Genomic DNA, 21958 nt, shown 5'->3' with positions numbered 1-21958 from the left:
CTACCACAACCAAGGAGACGATCATGATCGAGTATAAAGAGGTGCAGGTTCCCGCAGACGGCAAGCCGAAGCCGGACGCACAAAAGCGCGCAACCCTTCCTGCCGGTCCACATGCACGCTCCAAGGCCGAAGGAAGCCTGGATGCGCCCGACACCTTAGAGAGCGCCGACACTCCGGAAAAGCACAAAAGCGCCACGCTTCCTGCCGGCCCGCATGCCCGCTCCAAGGTGAAGGCCAAGGATAAATCTTCCGGGACAGGCACTCTGCCCTTTGGCACTGAGGACGACCCTGAGACCCGCTCGGAGTGAGGAGAACGGCTGCGGCGCCTTGACCGCTTGCCGTCCCGGTCCCGCCGGTCTACACCCGCGATGTTTCATCGACGGACGGCGGGATCATGAGCAGCGAAACAATCACGCTTTACGAAGCCATTGGCGGGGACAAAACTGTCCGCGCCCTGGCCAGCCGTTTCTATGAGCTGATGGATGAATTGCCGGAAGCTGCGCGCTGCCGCGCCATCCATCCGCCGGATCTCTCCCAAAGCGAAGCCAAGCTCTATGATTATCTGACCGGCTATCTTGGCGGACCACCGGTCTATGTCGAGAAATACGGCCACCCGCGGCTGCGCTCGCGCCATTTCGGCGCTGCAATCGGTGTCGCTGAGCGGGATGAATGGTTGCTCTGCTTCTCTCGCGCCATGCAGGACGTGATCGAAAACCCGAAGCTGCGCGACATTATCTGGCCACCCATTGAGCGGCTGGCCCATCACATGCAAAATCGCGAGGAATAGACCGTTGACGCTTCAAGGCTTTCGTCCATTGATCCTGATGCTGTCCGGCTTTCTGGGTGCCTGCGGCGTGATGCTGGCCGCAGGCGCAAGCCATGGCGAGGATGCCCGTCTGCTCGGCGCGGCCTCCACCATGTGCCTTGCCCATGCCCCGGTTCTTCTGGCTCTCTATATTGCCAATCACCGGATCAAGACCGCCAATTCGGCTGCCCTCGTGCTTGGTTTGGGAACGCTCATGTTTTGCGGCGATCTGCTGTCGCGGCATTTCGGCCATGGCAGCCTGTTTCCCATGGCCGCTCCCGTCGGAGGCCTTGCCATGATCGCCGGCTGGGTCGTCCTGGGTGCCGGCGCCGTCTTGAAGGCACCGGAACAGTGACCTTTCCATCCGCCCTGACCACCCACCCCTTTCTTTCGTAAAGCCACACTGACGATTTTTTCTCCATCTCGATATCAATTCCCCTGCGTTCGAATATTCTTGCGCAATTCGGAGGATGGATGTCGAAGAGTAAAATCTTTTCGGAGGGCCCCTGGTGGATGTACCTCGTGCCGCGCAAGCGACCGACGTTTCTCGTCGGGCAGCTGGTGGCGTTCGGCTGCGCGCTGGTCGCCGGCCTGATCTGGTTTCAGGTGCGCGACATGCTGTTCGGTGCACCGTTCAACACCTTCTTCCCCTTTATCGCCATAGCAACCGTCTGGGGCGGGCGCAGTGGCGGTATCACCCTAATGCTGGCCGGCCTTGCCTTTGCAATCATGGTCTGGCTGAACATCCGCCCGATCGCGCTGACCGGTGCCTTCATCGCATCCTTTATCTTCGTCCTGCTCGGAGGACTGACTGTCGCCTTCATCCACGCCCTGCAGACCCTGGTCGTCGCCCTTGAGAAAGCGGAGGAACAGTCCGAGGTGATGGCAAGCGAAATGCGCCACCGCGTCGGCAATATCATGCAACTGGTGCAGGCCATCGCCCAGATGACGGCACGCTCCAGCAATGATCTGGGTGAATTCATGCCGCGTTTCGAGGGCCGGATGCGGGCGCTTTCGGAGGCCCATCATCTGTCCTCCGGGAACCGGCAAATGCCGAGCGACGTGGAAACCCTGCTGCGCACGCTTCTGTCTGCCTATGATCCGGAGCGGCTGCTTCTGTCTGGCCCGGCCATCAATCTCGATGGTGAATCGGCCCCGCGGCTGGCGCTGGTCATCCACGAACTGGCCACCAATGCCGCCAAATACGGCGCCCTCAGCGTCGCTCATGGTGTCGTCAAGATCGAATGGCACCTGACGCCTGGACTCCTCGAACTGTTCTGGAAGGAAGAGGGAGGGCCGGCCGTTTCGCCCCCGAGCCGCAAGGGGTTTGGCACGCGCCTGATTGCCGCCACGCTATCGCCTGGCGGCGCAGCCGATCTGACCTATCCGCCAGAAGGTCTTCAATGTCATATAAGTCTGTCACTACGGGTGCGAAACAGCCGTTCTGCCAACAGTCGTCCGTCCAGCTGAAGACCGCTCAGCGGATCTCGATGGCGGCCACCAGACGGTCAATCGCGCCGGAAAAGATCGACACGATATCAACCCTTTGCCGGTCACGCAGCCAGAGCATCTGCAGGCCATCCATGAGAGCAATCAGTTCGGCTGCGATATCGTCGGGCCTCACCTCTGGCCGGATCTCACCTGCGGCAATGCCATCGGCAACCACGTCACCGAATATGGCCATCAGGACTGCCGAGCGATCGCGAAACCAGACCTCGGCCGGATGATCGCGTGTCAGGCTTTCGGCATTCAAAATGGCAAAGGCACGCACGACACCGGCACTCTCGGTATTGCGCCGGACCTGCTCGACAAGCCCCACCAGAAGGGGCCTCCAGGGAAGCCTCAGATTATCCAGAGCCTTGGCGCTTTCCAGATCCCGCCGCGCCAGGATCGCTAAAAGCAAATGCACCTTGGTGGGGAAGTAATGCAGCAGGCCTGGCAAGGACAGACCGACATCCTCGGCAATCGCTGCAAAGGATGCATTCTGATAACCGTCCGCTGCAAAACGCGCCATGGCGGCCGTCAGGATGGCCTGCCGGCGCTCCTCGCCCTTCAGCGAGCGTCGATGACGCGGGTGTGCAGAACCGCGCGTCAGGTCCTCACTGCCATTGCCACTCATGCCGGTCTGTCTTTCGCGTGCCATTCGCGCTCCATCATCCCGTTCTATTGGGATTACGCAAAACAGCAACCGGCCACAGCATGCCGCACGGTCACAGTCATGGGAACGCGCACCGAAGGGACCTCGTTACAGGCCGGCCAAGACATGAAAAAGGCGAGACGCCAGGCGCCTCGCCTTCTCTGACAGGGGAGCGGTTACGGCGCCACACCCCGCCGAAGACTGTTCATGCCATGGAAAAGCCGGGATCGACACGACGGCGGCGCACCACGATCAGAGGCTTGGTCGGATTGCCGGCCCGCTCGAGGAATTCGATCTGTTCGCGCATGCGTAGCCTGATCTTCTTCAGGGACATGATGCGCAGGCTATCCGGCTGTGGCACTTTCTGCTCCTGCTCGATCCGCTTCTGTAAAAGCGTGTGCCGGAATTTGAGTGCCTTGAGCAGAGGGTTCATCGCTACATCTCCTTGGTTGCGCAGGAAACATGCCAAGCTCAGTCCCATAGTTCCAATTCATTGACAGAATAATATTGATAGGTATTCTCTATCACATGCCATTTCGCCCCAGCCACCGACAGCTCGAATATCTGGTCGCTCTCGATGCCACCCGGCATTTCGGGCGCGCAGCAGAGCAGTGTCACGTGTCGCAACCGACCCTTTCCGTGCAGATCGCGCTACTGGAGAAGCAGCTTGGTGTGAGCCTTGTGGAGCGTACGCCCGGCGCCATCGCGATGTCGGCTGTCGGCGCGGATGTCGTGGCCGCCGCACGAGAGGTGCTGGCCACGCTGGACGATATCGTCACGCTTGCCTCTGCCGGGCGCGACAATCTCGGCTCGCTGATGCGGCTGGGCGTCGTCCCCACCTTCGGCCCCTATTTTCTGCCCTTCTTCCTGCCGGAACTGCATAGACGCTATCCGGCCCTTCGGGTGCATGTGCGGGAAGATCGGCCGGCTCTGCTGGAGGAACAGGTGCGCAATGGCACAATCGACTGCGCGCTCGGCCAGCGCCCGCAAGAGGAAGACGCATTCACCTTCCAGTCCGTCTGCGTCGAACAGATCTTCCTCGGCGTCGCCGGCAATCACCGGCTGGCGCATCGCGGATCCGTCATGCTCAAGGAGTTGAAGGGCGAGCCATTGCTGACACTCGGGCGCGGCCACCGGCTTCTGGAAAATGTCCGCGAACTGGCGGCTCTGTCGGGCGCGCTGATGGCCGATGACTACGAGGGAACAAGCCTCGATGCGATCCGCCAGATGGTTTCGATTGAGATGGGCCTTTCGCTGTTTCCCGAGCTTTACGTGAAAAGCGAATTCATGCGCGAGGGCAATGTTGCGCTTCTGACCATCAGCGACTGGCCGGCGCATCGTGAAATCGGTTTTTTCTGGCGCAGGACCAGTGCCCGAGCCACGCATTTCCGCCAGCTTACAACTCTGGCCAAACAGGCCATGCAGGAAAAACAGGCCATGGTTCTGTCTCAAGCCTGACGCAATTGCACAATTCACTCCCTGCACGCGAGATTAGCACATTTGTCGTATTGCGCGAACACAGCGCAAGATGGCAACCTTGCATTTCACAGGTGAGGATGAACCATGTCAGACGCTGCAACTTCGGCTTCATCTCAGGTTGCCAAACCGGTCCGTTTCCCGGCCACTGACGGCTATTCCCTGGGTGGCTTCCTGTGGAGCGGCAACGGATGTGCCGACACGCCACGCCCGGTCGTCATCATCACCTCGGCGACCTCGGTTCGCTGTCGCTACTATGGCCGGTTTGCCGCCTATCTGCATGCCCATGGCTATGATGTACTGACCTATGATTATCGCGGTATCGGCGAATCGCGTCCAGCCCGCATGCGGGGGTTCAATGCCGATTGGGCCGATTGGGGCGAAAAGGATTTTGAAGGCGCGCTGCGATTTGCCGCCGACCGGTTTGGCGATCGGCCAACCCATATCGTTGCCCATTCGATCGGCGGCTTTGCGCTGGGTCTCGCACCCTCGGCAAGACGCATTCGCCGCGTGGTGTCGGTCGGGGCGCAATATGCCTATTGGCGCGATTATGCCCTGCGCGAACGCCTGCTCATGCTGTGGAAATGGCACATCGTTATGCCGATCCTTACCCGCATCTTCGGCTATTTCCCTGCCAAGCGGTTGGGCTGGATGGAAGATACACCCGCCGGCATTGCCACCGACTGGAGCCGGATGGGCGCCCGCTTCGAAGAGACCATCCGTCCGGGTCGCATGATCAATGGACGCACCGAAGCCACTCTTCTGCGCGAACGCTTCTTGCAGGTGACGGCGGCCATCCTGGCTGTCAGCCTGTCGGACGATCCGCACGGCACGGTGGGGGCCGTCAATCGGCTTCTCGCCTATTTCACCTCGGCCAACCGGCTGCACCTGCATGTAAGGCCGAAGGATATCGGCCATGATAGCATCGGCCACTTCGCTTTCTTCCATGATCGCTTTCGCGATACGCTCTGGCCACTGGCTCTCTACTGGCTGCGCCATGGCAAGGTGCCGGACGGGCTTTCAAAGTCGCTGATCGACCTCAACCGTCGCTGACGCTGCACGTTTCCTGACATAGCTGGCCCTGTTTGCCGGAGGTTGCGCACTATCGTATGACATTGTATGGAAGTGTACGCAAAGCACGAATGAGGCTTCTCCATGAGTGTCAAAACCCTGTCGGAAAGCATGGCCCACAAAGTAGAGCGGCAGTTGCGCGGCGATATCCTGACGCTCACGCTTTCGCCCGGCGCGCGCATTTCGGAACAGGAAATCGGCGAGCGCTATGGTTCATCGCGCCAGCCCGGCCGCGAGGCGCTGATCGCGCTGGCCAAGAGCCGGCTTGTCGAGATCCTGCCGCAGCGCGGTGCGGTCATTGCCAAAATTTCCGTCTCCAAGCTGATGCAGGCCGCCTTCATTCGGGAAACGATCGAGACCGCCGTCGTCAAGGCCGCCTGCAATGCCTTTCACTTCCACGCACGCACGCGGCTGGAGGATTGCCTGAAGGAACAGGAGCGTGCCGCTCAAGCCGGCTATCGCGCCGAGTTTCGCCGGTATGACGATCTTTTCCACAAGACGTTGGCCGAAGGTGCAGGCCTGCCGATGGCCTGGCAGGTCGTGGAGGACCTGAAGGCCCATATCGATCGCGCCTGTTGCCTGTCGCTGCATGCCGGCGACCGTCTGACCCAGCTGACGGAAGAACACCGCGCCATTATGCGGGCCATTGATGCCCGCGACGAGACGGCGGCCAGCGCCGCCATGACCAGCCATCTGTCGGAATTGCTGCATGACCTGCCAAGGCTTGAGGCGCAGCATCCGGATCTGTTCGAATAACCATCCACGGGAGAAGGAGACACCCCATGACCACCCGGATCGAAACCCGCCACGCCGTGCATTACAGCCAGTCGGAAGCCATGACGAGCGCCGAACTGCGCCAGAACTTCATGATCGAGACCCTGTTTGCAGCCGGCGAGATCAATGCCGCCTATACGCATTACGACCGCATGCTGGTTGCCGGCGCCATGCCGACGACAGCACCGCTTGTCATCGGAGCGGAATTCGCCAAGACCGTCGGTACGGATTACCTGCTGGAGCGCCGTGAACTGGGCCTCATCAATATCGGCGGCAAGGGCCGCGTCATCGCCGATGGCACGACCTATGAGCTGGACTCCCAGGACGGGCTTTACCTTGGCATGGGCGTGCGCGAAATTTCCTTCGAAAGCGCAGATGCCACCACGCCGGCGAAATTCTACATCAACAGCGCGCCGGCCCATGCAAGCTTTCCGTCGCGCATTGTCGCCAAGGCGGATGCGATTGAAAACCATCTCGGCGACCAGGCCACCTGCAACAAGCGCAAGCTCTACCAGTATATCCATCCGAAGGTTCTGCCGACCTGCCAACTGCTGATGGGCCTGACCCGGCTTGAACCGGGCAGCGTGTGGAACACCATGCCGGCGCATCTGCATGACCGGCGCATGGAAGCCTACGTCTATTTCGAGATCCCGGACGATGCCTTCGTCGTACACCTGATGGGACGCCCGCAGGCCACAGACCACCTCATCATACGCAGCGAACAGGCCGTTCTGTCGCCACCCTGGTCCATTCATTGCGGCTCGGGCACGACATCCTATGCCTTCATCTGGAGCATGGCCGGCGACAACCAGTCCTTCACGGACATGGATTTCGTGCCCATGAAGGACCTGAAGTAAGGATTTCCCCCATGAACCTGTTTGATCTTTCCGGAAAGCGCGCCCTGGTGACGGGCGCGCGCACCGGCCTTGGCCAGGGACTGGCGCTGGCGCTGGCGGGCGCTGGCGCCGACATCATCGCCCTTGGCTCTCGTCCCATGCCGGATACGCGCCAGAAGGTAGAGGCGCTTGGCCGACGCTTCGAGGAAGTGGTCTATGATCTTGCCGATCCTTCCGGCCTAAGCGCGGTCGTCGAAGGCCTCACCCAGGACGGCAATATCGACATCCTCGTCAACAATGCCGGCCAGATCCGTCGCGCCGACTTCACGGATTTCTCCGAGAAGGACTGGGACGACATCATGAACATCAACCTGAAGAGCACATTCATGCTGTCTCAGGCGGTGGTGCGCCACATGCGCGACAAGGGTCTTGCCGGCCGCATCGTCAACATCGCCTCGCTTCTGTCGTTCCAGGGCGGCATTCGCGTCGCCTCCTACACATCGAGCAAGCATGCGGTGGCGGGCCTGACCAAGCTGATGGCCAATGAGCTTGCCCCCAACGGCATTACTGTCAACGCCATCGCGCCCGGCTATATGGACACCGACAATACCGAAGCGCTGCGCAATGATGCCAATCGCAGCCGCTCGATCTTCGAGCGCATTCCCGCCGGCCGCTGGGGCGAACCCTCAGACCTTGATACGGCCGTGCTGTTCTTCTGCGCTCCTGCCAGTGGTTACGTCACCGGCCAGGTGCTTGCCGTCGATGGCGGCTGGCTCGCCCGCTGAGCCAAGCCTTTCTGTAAAGTGACCCGGCCGCAAAGATATTGTGGCCGGGTCAGCGGAAAATCAGGAGGCAGGTACCCTGTCTTCCAACTGGAAGGCGTGGGTTTCGGCAATCTTGAAGTCGAGGGACACGTCAAGGCCGGGCGCCAGGCCACCGAGCGCCGCATGTCCAAAGGGCAGGCGCACATCAACAGGTGCTGCAAGCTGTGTATCGACGCTCACCTGCACATGATTGCCAAGGAAGGTGATCTCGCGAACCGCGCCTGGCAGCACGCCCTCACTCTTGCCAAGGCGAAGGTCTATCCGTTCCGGTCGCAGGAGTAGCGAGGCCCGGCCTTGGCGAAAATCCGTTCCATGCGTCGGCACCCCGTCGATCACCGCACCATTGGCAAGTGCCAGCCTTGCAAACCGTCCGTTGACGGACACCACATCCGTATCGATGAAATTGCTGTCGCCAATGAACTCGGCGACGAAACGCGTCGAAGGATCGTTGTACAATTGCTGGCCGGTGCCGATCTGGTCGATGACGCCCTTTGAAAACACAGCGATTCGATCCGACAGACGAAGCGCCTCCTCCTGGTCGTGGGTGACATAGAGAATGGTCACTTCCGTCTGCTGGTGGATGCGGCGGATCTCATGCTGGATTTCCTCACGCAGTTTCTTGTCGAGCGCAGACAGTGGCTCGTCCATCAACAGAACCGGTGGATCATAGGCAAGCGCCCGTGCCAGCGCCACGCGCTGCTGCTGACCGCCGGACATGGCAACCGGCTTGCGATCCTCGAAACCTTCGAGCCTGACCAGAGACAGCATCTGGCGCACCCGCTCGGTGATTGCAGCCTTCGACCAGCCGCGCACTTTCAGCGGAAAGGCGATGTTTTCGCCGACGCTCAGGTGCGGAAACAGCGTGTAGCGCTGGAAGACCATGCCAATATTGCGCTTATGCGACGGCGTATCGAGGATCGTCTTGCCGTTCAGCAGGATATCCCCGCGCGTTGGCTGCTCGAAACCCGCCAGAATATACAGCGTGGTGCTCTTGCCCGAGCCGGAGGGGCCGAGAAAAGTCATGAACTCGCCGTGGTCGACGGTGAGATTGACATCCTTCACCGCCATCACAGGCCCGTATTGCTTGGCGATGCCAGTGATCTGCAGGAAGGGCGTCATGCTTTCAGTCCTTTTTTCACCGCCGCTGCAATCAGCATCAACAGCACGGTGACAATGATGAGAAGGGTCGAGGCCGCGGCAATCACCGGCGTCAGATCCTGCCGCAGCGTCGCCCAGATCTTGACCGGCAGCGTCTGCAGCGTCGGGCTCGCCATGAAGATGGCCAGCACCACCTCATCCCAAGAGGTGAGGAAGGAGAAGATGGCCGCCGAAAACAGGCCGTGGCTGATACAGGGCAGCGTGATCTGCAGCTTGGCGCGAAGCGGTGATGCACCGCAAAGCACGGCCGCATCCTCGATGGATTTGTCAAAGCCTTCCAGCGCACCGGTCAGCGCCAGAATGGAAAACGGCAGCGCCACAATCAGATGCGCGATGACAAAGCCCGTCGTCGTGCCATTCAGCCCGATCCTCAGGAAGAAGGCATAGAGCGCCACCGCCAGCACCACGACCGGCAGGATCATCGGTGTCATGAACAGGGCGCGCAGAGTGCTGCGTCCCATGAAGCGCCCGCGCACAAGCCCGAAGGAGGCAACAAGGCCGATTAGCACCGAAAAGAAGGTGACGATCAGGGCGATCCGAAAACTGGTCCAGGCCGCCTCAAGCCAGCGCGGATCGGACAACAGCGCGCCATACCACTTCAGTGTCCAGGAGGGTGGCGGGAAGATCAGCCATTGGGATGAGCCGAAGGACAACGCAGCGATGAACAGGATTGGCATCAGCAGGAAGGCGGCAGTCAGAACCGTGATGGTCAAAAGCGCCCACTTCCAAATCCCCAGGCTGTTGAAATTAAGCAGCATTTCAGGTCCTTTCCCCGCCGGCCAGGCCAAACAGCCGAAGCTGCAGTGCATAAAGGCTCAAGGTCACCACCAGAAGCACAAGCGCTGCAGCTCCCCCCATGCCCCAGTTGACCAGCGACTGGACGAATTGCGCAATCAGTTCGGCAAGCATCATATTGGCCGTGCCGCCGAGCAGCGAGGGCGTGACGAAATAGCCAAGCGACATGACGAAGACCATCAGCGCCCCGGCTATCATGCCCGGTGCCGCCAGCGGCAAAAGCACGAGCCTCAGCGACTGGAAGCGCGTGGCGCCGCAGAGGGCTGCGGCCTGCAGAATGGCCGGATCGATCTTGCGGATGACGCCATAGAGCGGAATGACGATGAAAGGCAGCATGATATAGGTCATGCCGATCGTCACCCCGATGAGATTGTTGACCATAGTCAGCGGCTGGTCGATGACGCCCATGCCCATCAGCGTCTTGTTGATGACGCCGGTTCTTTGCAGAAGAACCATCCAGGCATAGGTGCGCGCCAGAAGATTGGTCCACATCGACAAGAGAACGATGGCAAACACCACCATGGCCCAGCGCTGCGGCATGATGGCCAGCGTCCAAGCCACCGGAAAGCCGATGACGAGTGAGATGACAGTGACCAGCACGGACACGAAGAACGTGTTGAAAAAGATCTTCAGATAGGTGGAGCTGCCGAGCAGTGCGATATAATTCTGCAGCCCGAAAACCGGCTCGGTGACACTGCGTGACAGAAGCGCCAGCACAGGTGCGACGAAAAACACGAGAACCAGCAAGAGCGCCGGAAGTATCGACACGAAATCGCGCGACAAGACAGGCCTGCGACGCGCATTGCGCTTCTCATTGTCCGGTTTGGCAAGACTAACCATGGCCATCACGTCACGCTCCGTCTCGATTGCAGGGAACCGTAAGGCTGCCGCAGCAGCATGGCGATCTCGCGTTCCGCCCTGGCGAAGGAGCCCAGAGCGGAACGCTGAAACAGTGCAGTGTTACTTCGACTGCCAGGCGTACCAGCGCTCGCCGATCGCATCGCGATTCTTTGCCCAATAGGCCATGTCCGCATTGATCTGCGAGGCAGTCTGCTGGTCAGGCAGCGTCTTGGCAATGGCCGGGTCCATCAGCGCCGGAGACTTGACGTTGACAGGCGCATAGCCGGTGCCGGCTGCCATGTCCGCCTGCCCCTGTGCAGACGTGGCAAAGGCGATGAACTTCATCGCGGCTTCCTTGTTCTTCGTGCCTTTCGGAACAACAAGCGCGTCGGCTGCCGTGATATTCTGCGCCCAGGAGGTCTCGACATTGACGCCCGTGGCGGAAAGCGCCGTCAGGCGGCCGTTCCAAAAGGAGCCGAAGGGCGCTTCGGCAGAGGCCAGCAATTGCTGCGACTGAGCGCCGCCGGACCACCAGATGATATCGGCCTTGATCGTATCGAGCTTCTTGAAGGCGCGGTCGAGATCAAGCGGATAGAGCTTGTCAGCGGCAACGCCATCGGCCAGAAGCGCGGCCTCGATCACACCCGGCGCCGACCACTTGTAGAAGGTGCGCTTGCCGGGGAATTTCTTCGTGTCGAACAGGTCCGCCCAGCTTTTAGGGCAGGCAGTGGTCGCATCCTTGTTGCAGCCGATGACGAAGGAATAATAGAAGCTGCCAACCGAGTAATCGGTGACGAAACGCGGATCGAGCGACGACTTGTCGATCACCGAGAAGTCGAGTTTTTCCAGAAGTCCCTGGCTGCCGGCCTGGATGGCATAGTCGCCTTCCACATCAACCACGTCCCAGTTCACGCCATTGGCCTCGACCATGGCTTTGATCTTGCCGTAATCGGTGGGGCCGTCCTGAAGCACCTTGATGCCTTCCTTGGCGGTGAATTTATCGGCCCAGGCCGCCTTCTGCACGTCCTGCGTGGTGCCACCCCAACTGGTGAACACCATGTCGGCAGCAAAGCTCTGGCCGGCTACTCCCAGCAATACGGCCAGTGATGCGATGATGGTCTTGCTCGTCATGTTCCCTTATCCTTGTTTTAATCGCTGTTCGTGACTGCGCATGAAGGATTTCGGCCGCCGTGATGCTTCTTCTGGTCGTTCCGGCCGGAACCTGGTTTTCATCGAAAAAGGTCAGTGTTCTCCTGGCAAAAAGAAGGGTGCTGCCTTCATGATCTTGTTGTCGGCAACCTCGATCAGGTCGCGGATCTTCGGCAAAAAGGCCTGCCAGTCGGGATCGGCGGCCAGCCGGGCGCGCCGCGCCTCACGATCGTCGAGGCTCGAATAGGCCCAGATATGCACGATCTCGTTGATCGGGCCGATTTCCGAGAAAAAGTAGCCAAGCAGGTCGCCCAGATGCTTTTTCTGGATGGCGATGCCCTCGTCTCCCACCACCTTCAGATAGCCGGGAATGGCGCCGTTCTTCAGTCGATAGGTGCGGATCTCGTAAAACATCGGCTCACCGCATCACGAAGGGATCGGGGAACGGCATGTCGGATATGTTCAGCCAGACGGTCTTGGTGCGCGTATAATCAAGCACCGCCGCCATGCCGCCCTCGCGCCCGTGGCCAGACAGGCCATGGCCGCCAAAGGGCGCGATGGGAGACACCGCCCGATAGGTGTTGATCCACACAACGCCCGCATGAATGCCGCGGCTCATCCGGTGAGCGCGGGCAAGGTTCTGGGTAAACACGCCAGAGGCAAGGCCGTAGCGCGTGTCATTAGCCAGTGACAGCGCCTCCTCTTCCGTCTCGAAGGAGACGACGGAAAGAACCGGGCCGAAAAACTCCTCGACCATCGATGGCGAGGAAATACCGTCGCAATCGAGAATCGTCGGCGGGTAGAAATTGCCCGGTCCTGCCGGGCGCGTGCCGCCCGTCACCAGCCGGGCACCGGCGGCAAGTGAAGCGGCAACCAGGGCATCGACGTGATCCTGCTGGCGCTTTGTTGCCAAGGGGCCGACTTCGGTTGCCATGTCGAGCGGGCTGCCGATGCGGATCGCTTGCGCCTTCGCCGTCAGGCGCTCGAGAAACACGTCCTTGACCTTAGCCTCGATGATCAGGCGCGAGCCGGCAACGCAGGACTGCCCGGTGGCGGCAAAAATTCCGGCCACCTGCGCATTCACGGCACTGTCGAGATCGGCATCGGCAAAGACGATGAAGGGCGACTTGCCGCCAAGCTCCAGCGATGTGGAGGCAAGGTTCTCCGCCGAATTGCGTACCACATGGCGGGCTGCTTCCGGCCCGCCGGTAAAGGCCACATGGGCGACCTTGGCGTGACGAGTGAGTGCTGCCCCGCAGGAGGGACCAAAACCGGTGATGATATTGACGACACCCGGCGGAAAGCCCGCCTCATACACCAGCCGGGCAAACTCCAGAAGCGGTGCCGGGCCATCCTCGGAAGCCTTGACCACCATGGTGCAGCCGGCCGCCAGCGCCGGACCGATCTTCACCGCCGAGAGAAACAGCTGGCTGTTCCACGGCACGACCATGGCCACCACGCCGACAGGCTCGCGGCGCAGATAGACCTCCATATCCGGCTTGTCGATGGGCAGGACTGCACCTTCGATCTTGTCGGCAAGGCCTGCATAATAGCGATAATAATCCGCAACATAAGCAATCTGGGACGAAGTTTCGCGGATGATCTTGCCGGTATCGCGCGTTTCCAGTTCCGCCAGACGCGCGGCATTCGCCGAGATAAGATCGGCAAGCCTGTAGAGCAGCTTGCCGCGTTGCGTTGCCGTCATCTTCGGCCAGGCCCCCTCGTGAAGGGCGCGCTCCGCAGCTCTGACCGCACGGTCCACATCCATTTCGCGCGCTTCCGGCATATCCGCCCAGACGTCTCCGGTTGCCGGATCAAGACTGTCGAAGCGGGCCTGCCCGTCTTCGAATGTGCCATCGATGTAAAGCTGGAAGCGCTGCATCGCTCTACTCCGCAAAAGCCGGCATGACATCGGCAATGAAGCGCTCAAGCGAGGCTTTCTTGCGCTCAAACGGCATGCCAGTGTCGATCCAGAACGAATATTCGTCATAGCCCAGCGCCTCGTAGCGCTTCAGCTGGGCAATCATTTCTTCGGCCGTGCCGATTGCGAGATTGGCCTTCATCACCTCGGGCGAAACCACGGTATTGGCCGCCATATCCTCTTCGCTCAGGCGCTCGATCAGGCCCTGGTGGATCGGCCGCTCGTTCTTGAACCAGGCAAAGAAGTAGTTGTAGTAGACGCTGAGTTCCTGGGCTGCCGTTTCGATATCCGCCTGGTCGGCAGCGACGTAACTGTGCAGAAGCAACATGATCTTCGGACGCTCAACATCCGGCGACTTTTCGCAGGCCGCGTTGAAGCGATCCATCAGGCTGTTGATTTCCGTGTCTCCGCTCCAAAGCGGCGTCACCTGCACATTGCAGCCGTTGGCCACGGCAAAATCGTGGCTGTTGGGATCGCGCGCCGCGACCCAGATCGGGATGGGCGCCTGCAGCGGCTTCGGGGCAGACGTGGTGGAGGGAAATTTCCAGAACTCGCCATCATGGGCATAGTCGCCCTGCCAGATACCCTTGACCGCCGGGATCAGCTCGCGCATGCGCTGGCCGGCACCCCAGGCATCCAGCCCCGGCATCAGCCGCTCATATTCAAACGAATAGGCGCCGCGGGCAATGCCGATATCGAGACGGCCATCGCTGATGAGATCGGTCATGGCCGCTTCGCCGGCAAGCTTGATCGGGTGCCAGAAGGGCGCGATCACGGTGCCGGTGCCAAGCCGGACATTCGAGGTGCGGCGGGCAAGATCGGCAATCGTCACGAATGGGTTCGGCGCAATGGTGAAATCCATACCATGGTGTTCGCCGGTCCAGATCGCGTGCATGCCGCCCTTGTCGGCAATCTCGCACAGCTTCACAAACTCCTCGTAAAGGCTCTTGTGGCTCTGGCCTGCATCCAGCCGTTCCATATGGACGAAGAGAGAGAACTTCATTGTCAGGCCTTCCTGGCGATGGAATGAACGCGTCCGGCAATCTCATTGCCGAAATAGACGCCGAAATTGCCGATCGAACTTTCCATGGCAAAGCGCTTCAGAACATCGGCCGTGGCTGGGGTCTCGAAAGCCGCCTGCGCCAGCGTATCGATGGGTACAAAGCGCCCAGTGGAGACCGGGCCCTCGCCGGCAAAGGCACGATAGACGAGATGCTGGCGCCCGTCGGTGAGGCCCTCATAGACCGAATAAAGAAAGCCGATCGTCATCGGCAGGCCGGTCACCGCCTCCAGATGCGCTTTCAGTGCCTCGAGCGGATCGCCCTGATCGATATCGCAGCCGGGCAGGCCATAGGCCTCTTCGCCAATCACAAGCACCTCGCCCTGCCGCTCGACGACGGCGCTGAGACGCAGATGCCCGACAGCTGCAGAGGAAACTGCCTTGCCCGCCAGCAAGGGCGTGAAATAGCCGCCGCGCGCATAGCCAAGGCCGTTTCGGCCACTATTGTCGAAAGCCTCGACACGACCGAGAAGGATGACGTGATCGCCGGCATCGATGACCTGAGACAGGCTGCAATCGAACCAGGCTGCCACATCGGAGAGGATCGGCGCGCCATGCGGGCCCGGCGCCCAGTCGACAGTGGCAAAGCGATCCTCGACGGGCCGCGCAAACGTGTTCGACACATCCTTCTGCGCATCGGACAGAATGTTGACGCCAAATCCCTGTCCCGTCGTCATGGCGGAAAAATTGCGGGAGGTCTTGGCAAGACAGACCAAAAGAAGCGGCGGATCGAGCGAAACAGAGCTGAAGGAATTGGCGGTAAAGCCGATCGGCTTTGCGTCAGGGCCGATGGTAGTCACCACCGTCACACCCGTTGCAAAGGCCCCGAAGGCATCGCGCAGCGCCCGCGGATCATCAAGCGACATCGTCATCCTGTCACCTCCGGTGTAGCCAGCCATTCACGGAGCAGGCGGTTGACGTCATCCGGTGCCGTCAGATTGACCATATGGCGATGGCCCTCGATGATGCGCGCATAGCCATGCGGCGCAAGCTTTGCCATGGCGTCTGCCATGGCAGGCGTCGAATTGGGATCGTCCGACCCGGTCAGAAACAAAGCCGGGCACTGAACGTGCCGCCAGGCATCCGCATAGACGGCATCGCCTGCCGCAAAGGCACTGTAAGCCGTCGCATAGGCATCGTGATCCATCTGCGTCAGCCAGCTGCGCGTCAGGGCGCCAGCCCGATGGCTGATCTCGTCATCGCAAAACCAGCGCTTGACGGGGCCATCGACATCAATACCCGACACGGGAATGGCAGCGGCCCGCGCCAGAACGGCAGACTTTGCTTCGGCATCCCGCCTGTGCACGCCGTTCAGCAATGCGACGCGGCGGATGCGCTTGGGGAATGTTGCAGCAGCGCCGCCAGCAATCAAGGCCCCCATGGAATGACCGGCGAGATTGACGCGACCAAGCGACAGGCTTTCCTGAAACCGGCCGAACCAGGCAACAAATGCGGCAAGATCGCTACCTTTCGGCAAGGGCACGCTCTCGCCATGGCCCGGCATGTCCACGGCAATGATGCGGTGCGTCTGGCTGAGAGCGCCAAGCTGCGGACCCCACGCCTCCAGCCGCATGCCGACGCCATGAATGAGCACGACGGGTTCGCCCCGGCCCAGATCGACATAGGCTGTCCCATCGGCAGTGACCCGGCGCAGAAAGGGCTGCGGATCAAAACGCGCGGCAGAGGGTTCCATCGCAGCCATCGCCATCAACCCTAGACGCCGGCCGGATTGGCGAGATCCTGCTCAAGATCGCGCAGATCCTGATAGCGATCGCCAATGCGATGATGCGGACGACCGCCGACAGAGGCGCCAAGACCCACGACGATTTCGTCGGCGGCCGGTGCATCGGGAATGGAGGTCTGGATGGTGAGATAGTGCGAACGGCGGCCCTCGTCATTCTTGTCCATCAGCGGGATCATGATCGGCGCATTGGCCGGCCCGCGCGTATTGCAAAAGGCAAGATAGGATTTTGCGCCGACAGCCGTGCGGTAGTGATTGCCGAAACGCAGCGTATGGATGAGCGCCGAAGCATGTTCCAGCTCACCATCAAGACCGACCAGCGCCGTCTTGCCATAGGCCTCGACGGCAGCACCCGAGCCGACCGCATCGATGATCATGCCCGTCAAAAGCGCGCCGAGAATGGGCGCAGCCGCATGGATTTCCGGCTTCAGATCTTCGATATAGCCGCGCCCGGCCCAAGGGTTTTTCACAACGGCAAAGGCTGAAAACAGTTTCAGCGGTATTGGCGCCTCCTTGCCGCCCTCGATCAGGGTCGTTTCGATCTGCAGCAGGGTTTTCCGGATCTGGATGGTCATTGGCACACCACATTTTGACTGTTGATATTATGGTATGCCAAAGAATTTACGAGTCAAGCAACTTGTCTAAAGAGAATGTTTTTTTCTTTTTAGGAAATTACCGCGTGCATCTGCTTCTGCCCTGCCGCCGGAGCCCGACAGATGGGCAGGTGAAATTAGGCGGCTAAGAATCTCGCGGAATGGGGGTCGTTAGCTTTCCGCCGCCGGCACCTGCGCTGAAAGAACGGCGTCGGCAATAGCCGCAGCGGCCCGCACATGGTCTATGGCAGCCCGTTCCGCTGCCGCACCATTGCCGGCGCGGATCGCGTCGACGATCAATTGCATCTGTTTTGGTCCATCGACAGAACGCCCCTCGGTCTTGATCGTCATAGACCGCAAATGGTTGATCCGCACGGTCATCAGCTTCACGACGCCCCAGGCAATCTGCCGTTCCACGCGGGTAAACAGCGCTTCATAAAAGCCCGTGGTTTCCTCCAGAACGCTCCGCATGTCATTCAGCGCATAGGCTTTGCGAATGCTGGCAAGCGCTGCATCCAGTTGCGCGACGAGGTCAGGATCGCCTTTTTCAGCGCAGAGCTTGGCGGCCATGCCTTCCAGCGCACCACGGATCTCGTAGATCTGCCGGGCCTCGCCGATATCCAGCAGAGCCACCATCGGGCCCTTATTGGTCGGGTTGGTGACAAGACCTTCCGATTCCAGATGGCGCAGAACCTCGCGCACGATCGTGCGGCTGACCCCGAGCTGGGCGCAGAGATCGCGCTCGACAAGCCGCTCACCCGGCTTGAAATGGCCGCTGATGATGGCGTCGCGAACCTTTTCCAGCGCAAGCTCACGCAAAGTCTTGGTGGGGCGTTCAACGCGAATGGCCCCCTCGCCGGAAGAAATCATCATACCGAATACCCATGCAATCGTTTCGGGTATTATGGTCTACCAAAAACCGTCGAGCTGCAAGGGATTTACCGCTGCGGGTGTGACACATGCCCGGTGGAAAAGATCAGGCCTGTCCACCTGCATATTCAGCCGCCATCACCTGAAGCTCACCCCAGAGACTTTCTGCAAAGCCACGCAGCACCAGCAGCTCGTAAATATTGTCGCCGGTGCGGGCCAGATTGGCACCGATATGGCCAAGCAGGGTCATGACCGCATGACCGACAGGAAATTCGGCCGGGTGCAGATCCACCCCGGTTGCCTTGGCCAGAACCTGACGCACGTTCTGCCCGGATAGCTGGATGCGGCTGCGGCCATGCGTCTGGTCAACCACATGCATTCGTGCCCCGAACTGCCGCTCCAGCATGGCAATGGCAGAAGGACTATCGCACACCAGAAGCCATTGTCCCGGACCGGCCGGGCGAAGATCGGCGGCCTCACCGCCCTCCAGCGCCGTCAGGATATCGCTCTTTGTCACCGTGCCCGGTCGCGCCATGAGTTGCAGAACCTGGCCGGAAGAAGGCGCGGTGAGCGCGAGCCCGCCCAGCTGCAAGACACCCTCACGGACAATCGGCGGGCGGCGAACAAGCGGAAATTCGGTCATGCGGACCGGCGATTCAATGGGTTCAGACATGGAGCTTCTCATGGGCCGGATCGACAAACACAGGGCTGACGAGGCGCCCTATGGCAAACTCATTGCGCAGACCGTTCCAGATCTGCACCTCCTCGCCATGGCGGGATGCACCGCCCTTGACGAGGGCAAGGCCGATGGTGGAGCCGACATGCGGAGAAAAGCAGCTGGACGTCACATAGCCTTCGTCGTTTTCAAGCGTCGCTGCGGCATCCTTCTTCAGGATATGCGCGCCGCTGCGAAAACTGACGGTCGGATCGAGCGGCACGACGCCCACCAGTTGCGGTCGCATCGCATCGACAAGCCCTTCACGCCCGACCATCTGCCTGCCGATGAAATCCGGCTTGGCTGTCGAGACCATCTTTCCAAAGCCGAGATCGGCCGGCACCACCGTGCCATTGATCTCGTTATGGGTAACATGACCCTTTTCGATGCGCAGCACCGACAAAGCCTCCACGCCATAGGCGCAGATGCCGTGCGCCTTGCCAGCCAACATCACCGCATCGGCAATGCTTTCGCCGAAATCAGCCGGCACGGCGAGCTCAAAGGCCAGTTCACCGGAAAACGAGATGCGAAACAGGCGGCCCCTCAGGCGTCCGCCAAGCAGCGACACGTCTTTAGCGCCGAGATAGGGAAAGGCATCGTTGGAGATATCGTCGTCGACAAGCTGCTCAAGCACTGCGCGAGATTTCGGCCCTGCCACCGCCATCTGCGCCCATTGGTCGGTGACGGAGGCCAGCCGCACATCCAGCTCCGGCCACAGCGCCTGCGCACAAAACTCCAGATGGTTCATCACGCCAGCCGCATAGGCTGTCGTTGTCGTCATGAAATAGCGATCTTCAGTCATCCGGCTGTTGGTGCCGTCGTCATAGATGAAGCCATCCTCGCGCAGCATCAAGCCATAGCGCGCCTTGCCGACCGGCAGTTTCAGGAAGGCGTTGCAATAGATGCGGTTGAGAAACTCCGCTGCATCCGGCCCGCAGATCTCGATCTTGCCGAGCATAGAAACATCGCAAAGCCCGACCGCTGAGCGGACCGTCTTCACTTCGCGGTCAACGCTTGCACGCCAGCCGGTTTCGCCGGCCCTTGGAAACCAGGCGGAGCGATACCAAAGACCGGTTTCGACGAATGTCGCCCCATTCTTCTCAGCCCAGCCATGCAGCGGTGATCTGCGCACCGGCTGGAAGTGCTTGCCATGCGATGCGCCGGCCAGCGCGCCGAAGGACACAGGCGTGTAGAAGGGCCGAAACGTCGTGGTGCCAACCTCTGCCGGTGAAATGCGCCGCGCTTCCGCCAGCAGGCCGATGGCATTCACATTGGAAAGCTTGCCCTGATCGGTCGCCATGCCGTTCGTCGTATAGCGCTTGGCAAGCTCCACATGGCCATAGCCTTCCTGTACGGCGAGCCCCAGATCCTTCAGATGCACATCATTCTGATAGTCGACAAAGGCCTTTGCCTTGATGCCGGGGATCGACCAGAGCGGCTTGGCAGGTTCCGGGACGATCTCCCCCTCGACAAGAGGCATAGCGACGCCTGCATGGGCGACACCAAGATCGGCAAGAGCCGCCTCGGCAGCTTTTGCTCCAGACATCATGGCTGCCTGAAGGCCGAAGACACCGGCAGCCGATCCCGCAAGCGTGAGGTCCGAAAGACCGTCGGGCGCGAGAAAGGCTGAATGCTCGTCCGACCAGCGGGGTTTTCCGCCGCGATGGCAGGCCAGATGAATGACCGGCGAAAACCCGCCGGACATGGCGAGACTATCGATATCGAGCGTCTCCCGCTGGCCTTCGCGCCAGATCTCGATGCCTTCGACGGCTTTGCTTCCCTGCACATTCGACACAAAGCCACCGTGCACCAGCCGCGCCTTGCCGGAGTAAGCGATGGCCGCATCACGCCGGCTGTCGATGAGGGCCGCGACGTTTACGCCGGAGACCTCAAGGTCATTCGCCAGCGCATAGCCGCTGTCATTGGTGGTGAAGACCGCGACCCTCTTGCCAGGCGCCACCGCATAGCGATTGAGATAGCTGCGCATGGCGCCGGCCATCATCACGCCCGGAACATCATTGCCGCCAAACACCAGCGGGCGTTCTTCGGCGCCGGTGGCCAGAATGGCTTTCTTCGCCGCAATACGCCACAGGCGCTCCACCGGACGCATAGCATCCGGCACCGCCACATGCTTTTGCACCCGCTCGACCGCGCCGAACACCTGACCGTCATACCACCCAAAGGCAGTGATGCGCGCCATCACCTGGACATTGGCAAGGCTTTCAAGCTCGTCCACGGCCGAGCGCACGAAGGCAGATGCAGGGCGCCCATCAATCAGCGCGGTTTCTGAGAGAAGATAACCGCCAAGGTCTGCATTCTCGTCAATCAGGATCACCCGAAGCCCGGACCGTCCGGCGGCAAGGGCTGCCATCAGGCCCGTCGCCCCGGCACCGATGACCAGCAGATCGCAATGCGCCCAGCATTTCTCATAGGTGTCCGGATCCGCCTCATAGGAGGCGCGGCCAAGACCGGCTGCCCGGCGGATCACCGGCTCATAGAGCTTTTCCCAGAATCTTGCCGGCCACATGAAGGTCTTGTAGTAGAAGCCAGCCGACAGGAAGGGCGACAAAAGCCCGTTGACCGCGCCGATATCATGCTCGAGCGTGGGCCAGCGGTTCTGGCTTTGCGCTTCGAGCCCTTCATAGAGCTCGACCATGGTTGCACGTGTATTCGGCTCCGTGCGCCCACCCCGGCCAATCGTCATCAGCGCATTGGGCTCTGCCGATCCAGCCGTCAGCACGCCGCGCGGCCGGTGATACTTGAAACTGCGCCCAACCAGTTGCCGGCCATTGGCAAGAAGGGCAGACGCCAGCGTGTCGCCGGCAAAACCGGTCATCACCCGGCCGTCAAAGGTAAAATTCTGCGGCATCTGCCGGTTGATCAGGCCGCCGCCTGCAAGGCGATAGGAGGTCATGCGCGCACCGCCTTTGCATCGGCTGCATCCTGGCAGGCATAGACCTCATGCGTTGCCGTATCGCGCGACACCACCAGCCAGCGACGGCAACCGGATGTATGGTGCCAATATTCTTCATAGGCGCCGCGTGGATTGTCGCGCAGATAGACATAATCATGCCAGGCATCCGCACCCGCATCGGCTGCCGGACGCGGCAGAACTGCCCCTTTCACGGTGAACTCTTCCTTGGGTCGAAGCCCGCAATGCGGGCAAGGGATACGGCTGGCCATCGGTTGCGCT

Annotated in this window: 25 protein-coding genes; 9 read left to right on the top strand and 16 right to left on the bottom strand. The window is 60.7% G+C overall.

All coding sequences use genetic code 11. The features are described from left to right. Nucleotides 1-23: 23 nt before the first annotated feature. The 4 genes from E8M77_RS03475 to E8M77_RS03460 all read left to right on the top strand — a co-directional run bounded on the left by E8M77_RS03475 (nt 24) and on the right by E8M77_RS03460 (nt 2275). Entirely contained in the window at nt 24-308 is a 285-nt protein-coding gene (locus E8M77_RS03475) for a hypothetical protein (RefSeq protein ID WP_137129229.1), read from the top strand. A gap of 86 nt (nt 309-394) precedes the next feature. Next, nucleotides 395-787, top strand: a complete 393-nt coding sequence (locus tag E8M77_RS03470) for a group II truncated hemoglobin (RefSeq protein WP_137129228.1) — start codon at nt 395-397, stop codon at nt 785-787. A 37-nt stretch (nt 788-824) separates the two neighbouring features. Next, on the top strand, nt 825-1160 hold the full coding sequence (locus tag E8M77_RS03465; protein ID WP_137129489.1) for a DUF423 domain-containing protein: 336 nt from the start codon (nt 825-827) through the stop codon (nt 1158-1160). Between the two features lie 119 nt (nt 1161-1279). Further along, nucleotides 1280-2275, top strand: coding sequence for a sensor histidine kinase (locus E8M77_RS03460; protein WP_137129227.1), 996 nt, complete (start codon nt 1280-1282; stop codon nt 2273-2275). A 7-nt stretch (nt 2276-2282) separates the two neighbouring features. Here the strand turns inward: E8M77_RS03460 and E8M77_RS03455 are convergent, their stop codons facing one another. Both E8M77_RS03455 and E8M77_RS03450 read right to left on the bottom strand, forming a co-directional pair. Beyond that, nucleotides 2283-2924 carry a TetR/AcrR family transcriptional regulator gene (locus E8M77_RS03455; protein WP_137129488.1) on the bottom strand — a complete coding sequence of 214 codons (642 nt, stop codon included), beginning with the start codon at nt 2922-2924 and terminating at the stop codon, nt 2283-2285. Between the two features lie 223 nt (nt 2925-3147). Beyond that, nucleotides 3148-3375 (bottom strand): YdcH family protein, encoded by a 228-nt coding sequence (locus tag E8M77_RS03450; RefSeq protein WP_137129226.1) that lies wholly within the window; start codon nt 3373-3375, stop codon nt 3148-3150. A gap of 95 nt (nt 3376-3470) precedes the next feature. Here E8M77_RS03450 and E8M77_RS03445 point away from each other — a divergent pair, with 95 nt between their 5' ends. The 5 genes from E8M77_RS03445 to kduD all read left to right on the top strand — a co-directional run bounded on the left by E8M77_RS03445 (nt 3471) and on the right by kduD (nt 7884). After that, nucleotides 3471-4400: a hydrogen peroxide-inducible genes activator gene (locus E8M77_RS03445; RefSeq protein ID WP_137129225.1), complete on the top strand. Its 930-nt coding sequence runs from the start codon at nt 3471-3473 to the stop codon at nt 4398-4400. 105 nt (nt 4401-4505) lie between these two features. Then, entirely contained in the window at nt 4506-5471 is a 966-nt protein-coding gene (locus E8M77_RS03440) for an alpha/beta fold hydrolase (protein ID WP_137129224.1), read from the top strand. A gap of 102 nt (nt 5472-5573) precedes the next feature. Next, nucleotides 5574-6245, top strand: coding sequence for a GntR family transcriptional regulator (locus E8M77_RS03435; RefSeq protein WP_137129223.1), 672 nt, complete (start codon nt 5574-5576; stop codon nt 6243-6245). 26 nt (nt 6246-6271) lie between these two features. Further along, on the top strand, nt 6272-7120 hold the full coding sequence (gene kduI, locus E8M77_RS03430) for a 5-dehydro-4-deoxy-D-glucuronate isomerase (RefSeq protein ID WP_137129222.1): 849 nt from the start codon (nt 6272-6274) through the stop codon (nt 7118-7120). 11 nt (nt 7121-7131) lie between these two features. Continuing rightward, nucleotides 7132-7884, top strand: a complete 753-nt coding sequence (kduD, locus tag E8M77_RS03425; protein ID WP_170975730.1) for a 2-dehydro-3-deoxy-D-gluconate 5-dehydrogenase KduD — start codon at nt 7132-7134, stop codon at nt 7882-7884. 60 nt (nt 7885-7944) lie between these two features. Here the strand turns inward: kduD and E8M77_RS03420 are convergent, their stop codons facing one another. The 14 genes from E8M77_RS03420 to E8M77_RS03355 all read right to left on the bottom strand — a co-directional run bounded on the left by E8M77_RS03420 (nt 7945) and on the right by E8M77_RS03355 (nt 21948). Beyond that, nucleotides 7945-9042: an ABC transporter ATP-binding protein gene (locus tag E8M77_RS03420; RefSeq protein WP_137129221.1), complete on the bottom strand. Its 1098-nt coding sequence runs from the start codon at nt 9040-9042 to the stop codon at nt 7945-7947. After that, nucleotides 9039-9839 carry an ABC transporter permease gene (locus tag E8M77_RS03415; protein WP_137129220.1) on the bottom strand — a complete coding sequence of 267 codons (801 nt, stop codon included), beginning with the start codon at nt 9837-9839 and terminating at the stop codon, nt 9039-9041. The genes E8M77_RS03420 and E8M77_RS03415 overlap by 4 nt, the downstream gene beginning before the upstream one ends. Nucleotide 9840: 1 nt before the next feature. Then, nucleotides 9841-10716 (bottom strand): ABC transporter permease, encoded by an 876-nt coding sequence (locus E8M77_RS03410; RefSeq protein ID WP_137129486.1) that lies wholly within the window; start codon nt 10714-10716, stop codon nt 9841-9843. 120 nt (nt 10717-10836) lie between these two features. Then, on the bottom strand, nt 10837-11847 hold the full coding sequence (locus E8M77_RS03405; protein WP_137129219.1) for an ABC transporter substrate-binding protein: 1011 nt from the start codon (nt 11845-11847) through the stop codon (nt 10837-10839). 111 nt (nt 11848-11958) lie between these two features. Next, complete coding sequence (locus E8M77_RS03400) at nt 11959-12279, bottom strand: NIPSNAP family protein (RefSeq protein ID WP_137129218.1); 321 nt, start codon at nt 12277-12279, stop codon at nt 11959-11961. A 4-nt stretch (nt 12280-12283) separates the two neighbouring features. Further along, complete coding sequence (locus tag E8M77_RS03395; protein ID WP_137129217.1) at nt 12284-13747, bottom strand: aldehyde dehydrogenase; 1464 nt, start codon at nt 13745-13747, stop codon at nt 12284-12286. Nucleotides 13748-13751: 4 nt separating this feature from the next. Next, complete coding sequence (locus tag E8M77_RS03390; RefSeq protein WP_137129216.1) at nt 13752-14789, bottom strand: LLM class flavin-dependent oxidoreductase; 1038 nt, start codon at nt 14787-14789, stop codon at nt 13752-13754. Between the two features lie 2 nt (nt 14790-14791). Then, the gene (locus E8M77_RS03385) at nt 14792-15718 is read right to left on the bottom strand and encodes a flavin reductase (RefSeq protein ID WP_205910454.1); all 927 of its coding nucleotides are present in this window, start codon (nt 15716-15718) and stop codon (nt 14792-14794) included. Next, nucleotides 15715-16548 (bottom strand): alpha/beta fold hydrolase, encoded by an 834-nt coding sequence (locus tag E8M77_RS03380; RefSeq protein WP_246659111.1) that lies wholly within the window; start codon nt 16546-16548, stop codon nt 15715-15717. The genes E8M77_RS03385 and E8M77_RS03380 overlap by 4 nt, the downstream gene beginning before the upstream one ends. 11 nt (nt 16549-16559) lie before the next feature. Next, nucleotides 16560-17162 (bottom strand): amino acid synthesis family protein, encoded by a 603-nt coding sequence (locus E8M77_RS03375; RefSeq protein ID WP_137129214.1) that lies wholly within the window; start codon nt 17160-17162, stop codon nt 16560-16562. 189 nt (nt 17163-17351) lie between these two features. After that, a complete protein-coding gene (locus tag E8M77_RS03370; protein WP_137129485.1) occupies nt 17352-18050 on the bottom strand; it encodes a GntR family transcriptional regulator in 699 nt (232 codons plus the stop codon). Between the two features lie 106 nt (nt 18051-18156). After that, nucleotides 18157-18723 carry a sarcosine oxidase subunit gamma family protein gene (locus E8M77_RS03365; RefSeq protein ID WP_170975729.1) on the bottom strand — a complete coding sequence of 189 codons (567 nt, stop codon included), beginning with the start codon at nt 18721-18723 and terminating at the stop codon, nt 18157-18159. Further along, a complete protein-coding gene (locus E8M77_RS03360; RefSeq protein ID WP_137129212.1) occupies nt 18716-21679 on the bottom strand; it encodes a sarcosine oxidase subunit alpha in 2964 nt (987 codons plus the stop codon). Before E8M77_RS03360 ends, E8M77_RS03365 begins: the two co-directional genes overlap by 8 nt. Further along, nucleotides 21676-21948, bottom strand: coding sequence for a sarcosine oxidase subunit delta (locus E8M77_RS03355; RefSeq protein ID WP_137129211.1), 273 nt, complete (start codon nt 21946-21948; stop codon nt 21676-21678). Before E8M77_RS03355 ends, E8M77_RS03360 begins: the two co-directional genes overlap by 4 nt. Nucleotides 21949-21958 lie beyond the last annotated feature (10 nt).

It is taken from the genome of Rhizobium sp. FY34 (genome assembly GCF_005222845.1).
Classification (GTDB): domain Bacteria; phylum Pseudomonadota; class Alphaproteobacteria; order Rhizobiales; family Rhizobiaceae; genus Neorhizobium.
This window is presented reverse-complemented; position numbering and strand designations above follow the sequence as displayed.

What these genes read in the sequence shown, in the direction of transcription:
- E8M77_RS03475 (WP_137129229.1), top strand. Translation starts at nt 24, where the DNA reads ATGATCGAGTATAAAGAGGTGCAGGTTCCCGCAGACGGCAAGCCGAAG.
- E8M77_RS03470 (WP_137129228.1), top strand. Translation starts at nt 395, where the DNA reads ATGAGCAGCGAAACAATCACGCTTTACGAAGCCATTGGCGGGGACAAA.
- E8M77_RS03465 (WP_137129489.1), top strand. Translation starts at nt 825, where the DNA reads ATGCTGTCCGGCTTTCTGGGTGCCTGCGGCGTGATGCTGGCCGCAGGC.
- E8M77_RS03460 (WP_137129227.1), top strand. Translation starts at nt 1,280, where the DNA reads ATGTCGAAGAGTAAAATCTTTTCGGAGGGCCCCTGGTGGATGTACCTC.
- E8M77_RS03455 (WP_137129488.1), bottom strand. Translation starts at nt 2,924, where the DNA reads ATGAGTGGCAATGGCAGTGAGGACCTGACGCGCGGTTCTGCACACCCG.
- E8M77_RS03450 (WP_137129226.1), bottom strand. Translation starts at nt 3,375, where the DNA reads ATGAACCCTCTGCTCAAGGCACTCAAATTCCGGCACACGCTTTTACAG.
- E8M77_RS03445 (WP_137129225.1), top strand. Translation starts at nt 3,471, where the DNA reads ATGCCATTTCGCCCCAGCCACCGACAGCTCGAATATCTGGTCGCTCTC.
- E8M77_RS03440 (WP_137129224.1), top strand. Translation starts at nt 4,506, where the DNA reads ATGTCAGACGCTGCAACTTCGGCTTCATCTCAGGTTGCCAAACCGGTC.
- E8M77_RS03435 (WP_137129223.1), top strand. Translation starts at nt 5,574, where the DNA reads ATGAGTGTCAAAACCCTGTCGGAAAGCATGGCCCACAAAGTAGAGCGG.
- kduI (WP_137129222.1), top strand. Translation starts at nt 6,272, where the DNA reads ATGACCACCCGGATCGAAACCCGCCACGCCGTGCATTACAGCCAGTCG.
- kduD (WP_170975730.1), top strand. Translation starts at nt 7,132, where the DNA reads ATGAACCTGTTTGATCTTTCCGGAAAGCGCGCCCTGGTGACGGGCGCG.
- E8M77_RS03420 (WP_137129221.1), bottom strand. Translation starts at nt 9,042, where the DNA reads ATGACGCCCTTCCTGCAGATCACTGGCATCGCCAAGCAATACGGGCCT.
- E8M77_RS03415 (WP_137129220.1), bottom strand. Translation starts at nt 9,839, where the DNA reads ATGCTGCTTAATTTCAACAGCCTGGGGATTTGGAAGTGGGCGCTTTTG.
- E8M77_RS03410 (WP_137129486.1), bottom strand. Translation starts at nt 10,716, where the DNA reads ATGGTTAGTCTTGCCAAACCGGACAATGAGAAGCGCAATGCGCGTCGC.
- E8M77_RS03405 (WP_137129219.1), bottom strand. Translation starts at nt 11,847, where the DNA reads ATGACGAGCAAGACCATCATCGCATCACTGGCCGTATTGCTGGGAGTA.
- E8M77_RS03400 (WP_137129218.1), bottom strand. Translation starts at nt 12,279, where the DNA reads ATGTTTTACGAGATCCGCACCTATCGACTGAAGAACGGCGCCATTCCC.
- E8M77_RS03395 (WP_137129217.1), bottom strand. Translation starts at nt 13,747, where the DNA reads ATGCAGCGCTTCCAGCTTTACATCGATGGCACATTCGAAGACGGGCAG.
- E8M77_RS03390 (WP_137129216.1), bottom strand. Translation starts at nt 14,789, where the DNA reads ATGAAGTTCTCTCTCTTCGTCCATATGGAACGGCTGGATGCAGGCCAG.
- E8M77_RS03385 (WP_205910454.1), bottom strand. Translation starts at nt 15,718, where the DNA reads ATGACGATGTCGCTTGATGATCCGCGGGCGCTGCGCGATGCCTTCGGG.
- E8M77_RS03380 (WP_246659111.1), bottom strand. Translation starts at nt 16,548, where the DNA reads ATGGCTGCGATGGAACCCTCTGCCGCGCGTTTTGATCCGCAGCCCTTT.
- E8M77_RS03375 (WP_137129214.1), bottom strand. Translation starts at nt 17,162, where the DNA reads ATGACCATCCAGATCCGGAAAACCCTGCTGCAGATCGAAACGACCCTG.
- E8M77_RS03370 (WP_137129485.1), bottom strand. Translation starts at nt 18,050, where the DNA reads ATGATTTCTTCCGGCGAGGGGGCCATTCGCGTTGAACGCCCCACCAAG.
- E8M77_RS03365 (WP_170975729.1), bottom strand. Translation starts at nt 18,723, where the DNA reads ATGTCTGAACCCATTGAATCGCCGGTCCGCATGACCGAATTTCCGCTT.
- E8M77_RS03360 (WP_137129212.1), bottom strand. Translation starts at nt 21,679, where the DNA reads ATGACCTCCTATCGCCTTGCAGGCGGCGGCCTGATCAACCGGCAGATG.
- E8M77_RS03355 (WP_137129211.1), bottom strand. Translation starts at nt 21,948, where the DNA reads ATGGCCAGCCGTATCCCTTGCCCGCATTGCGGGCTTCGACCCAAGGAA.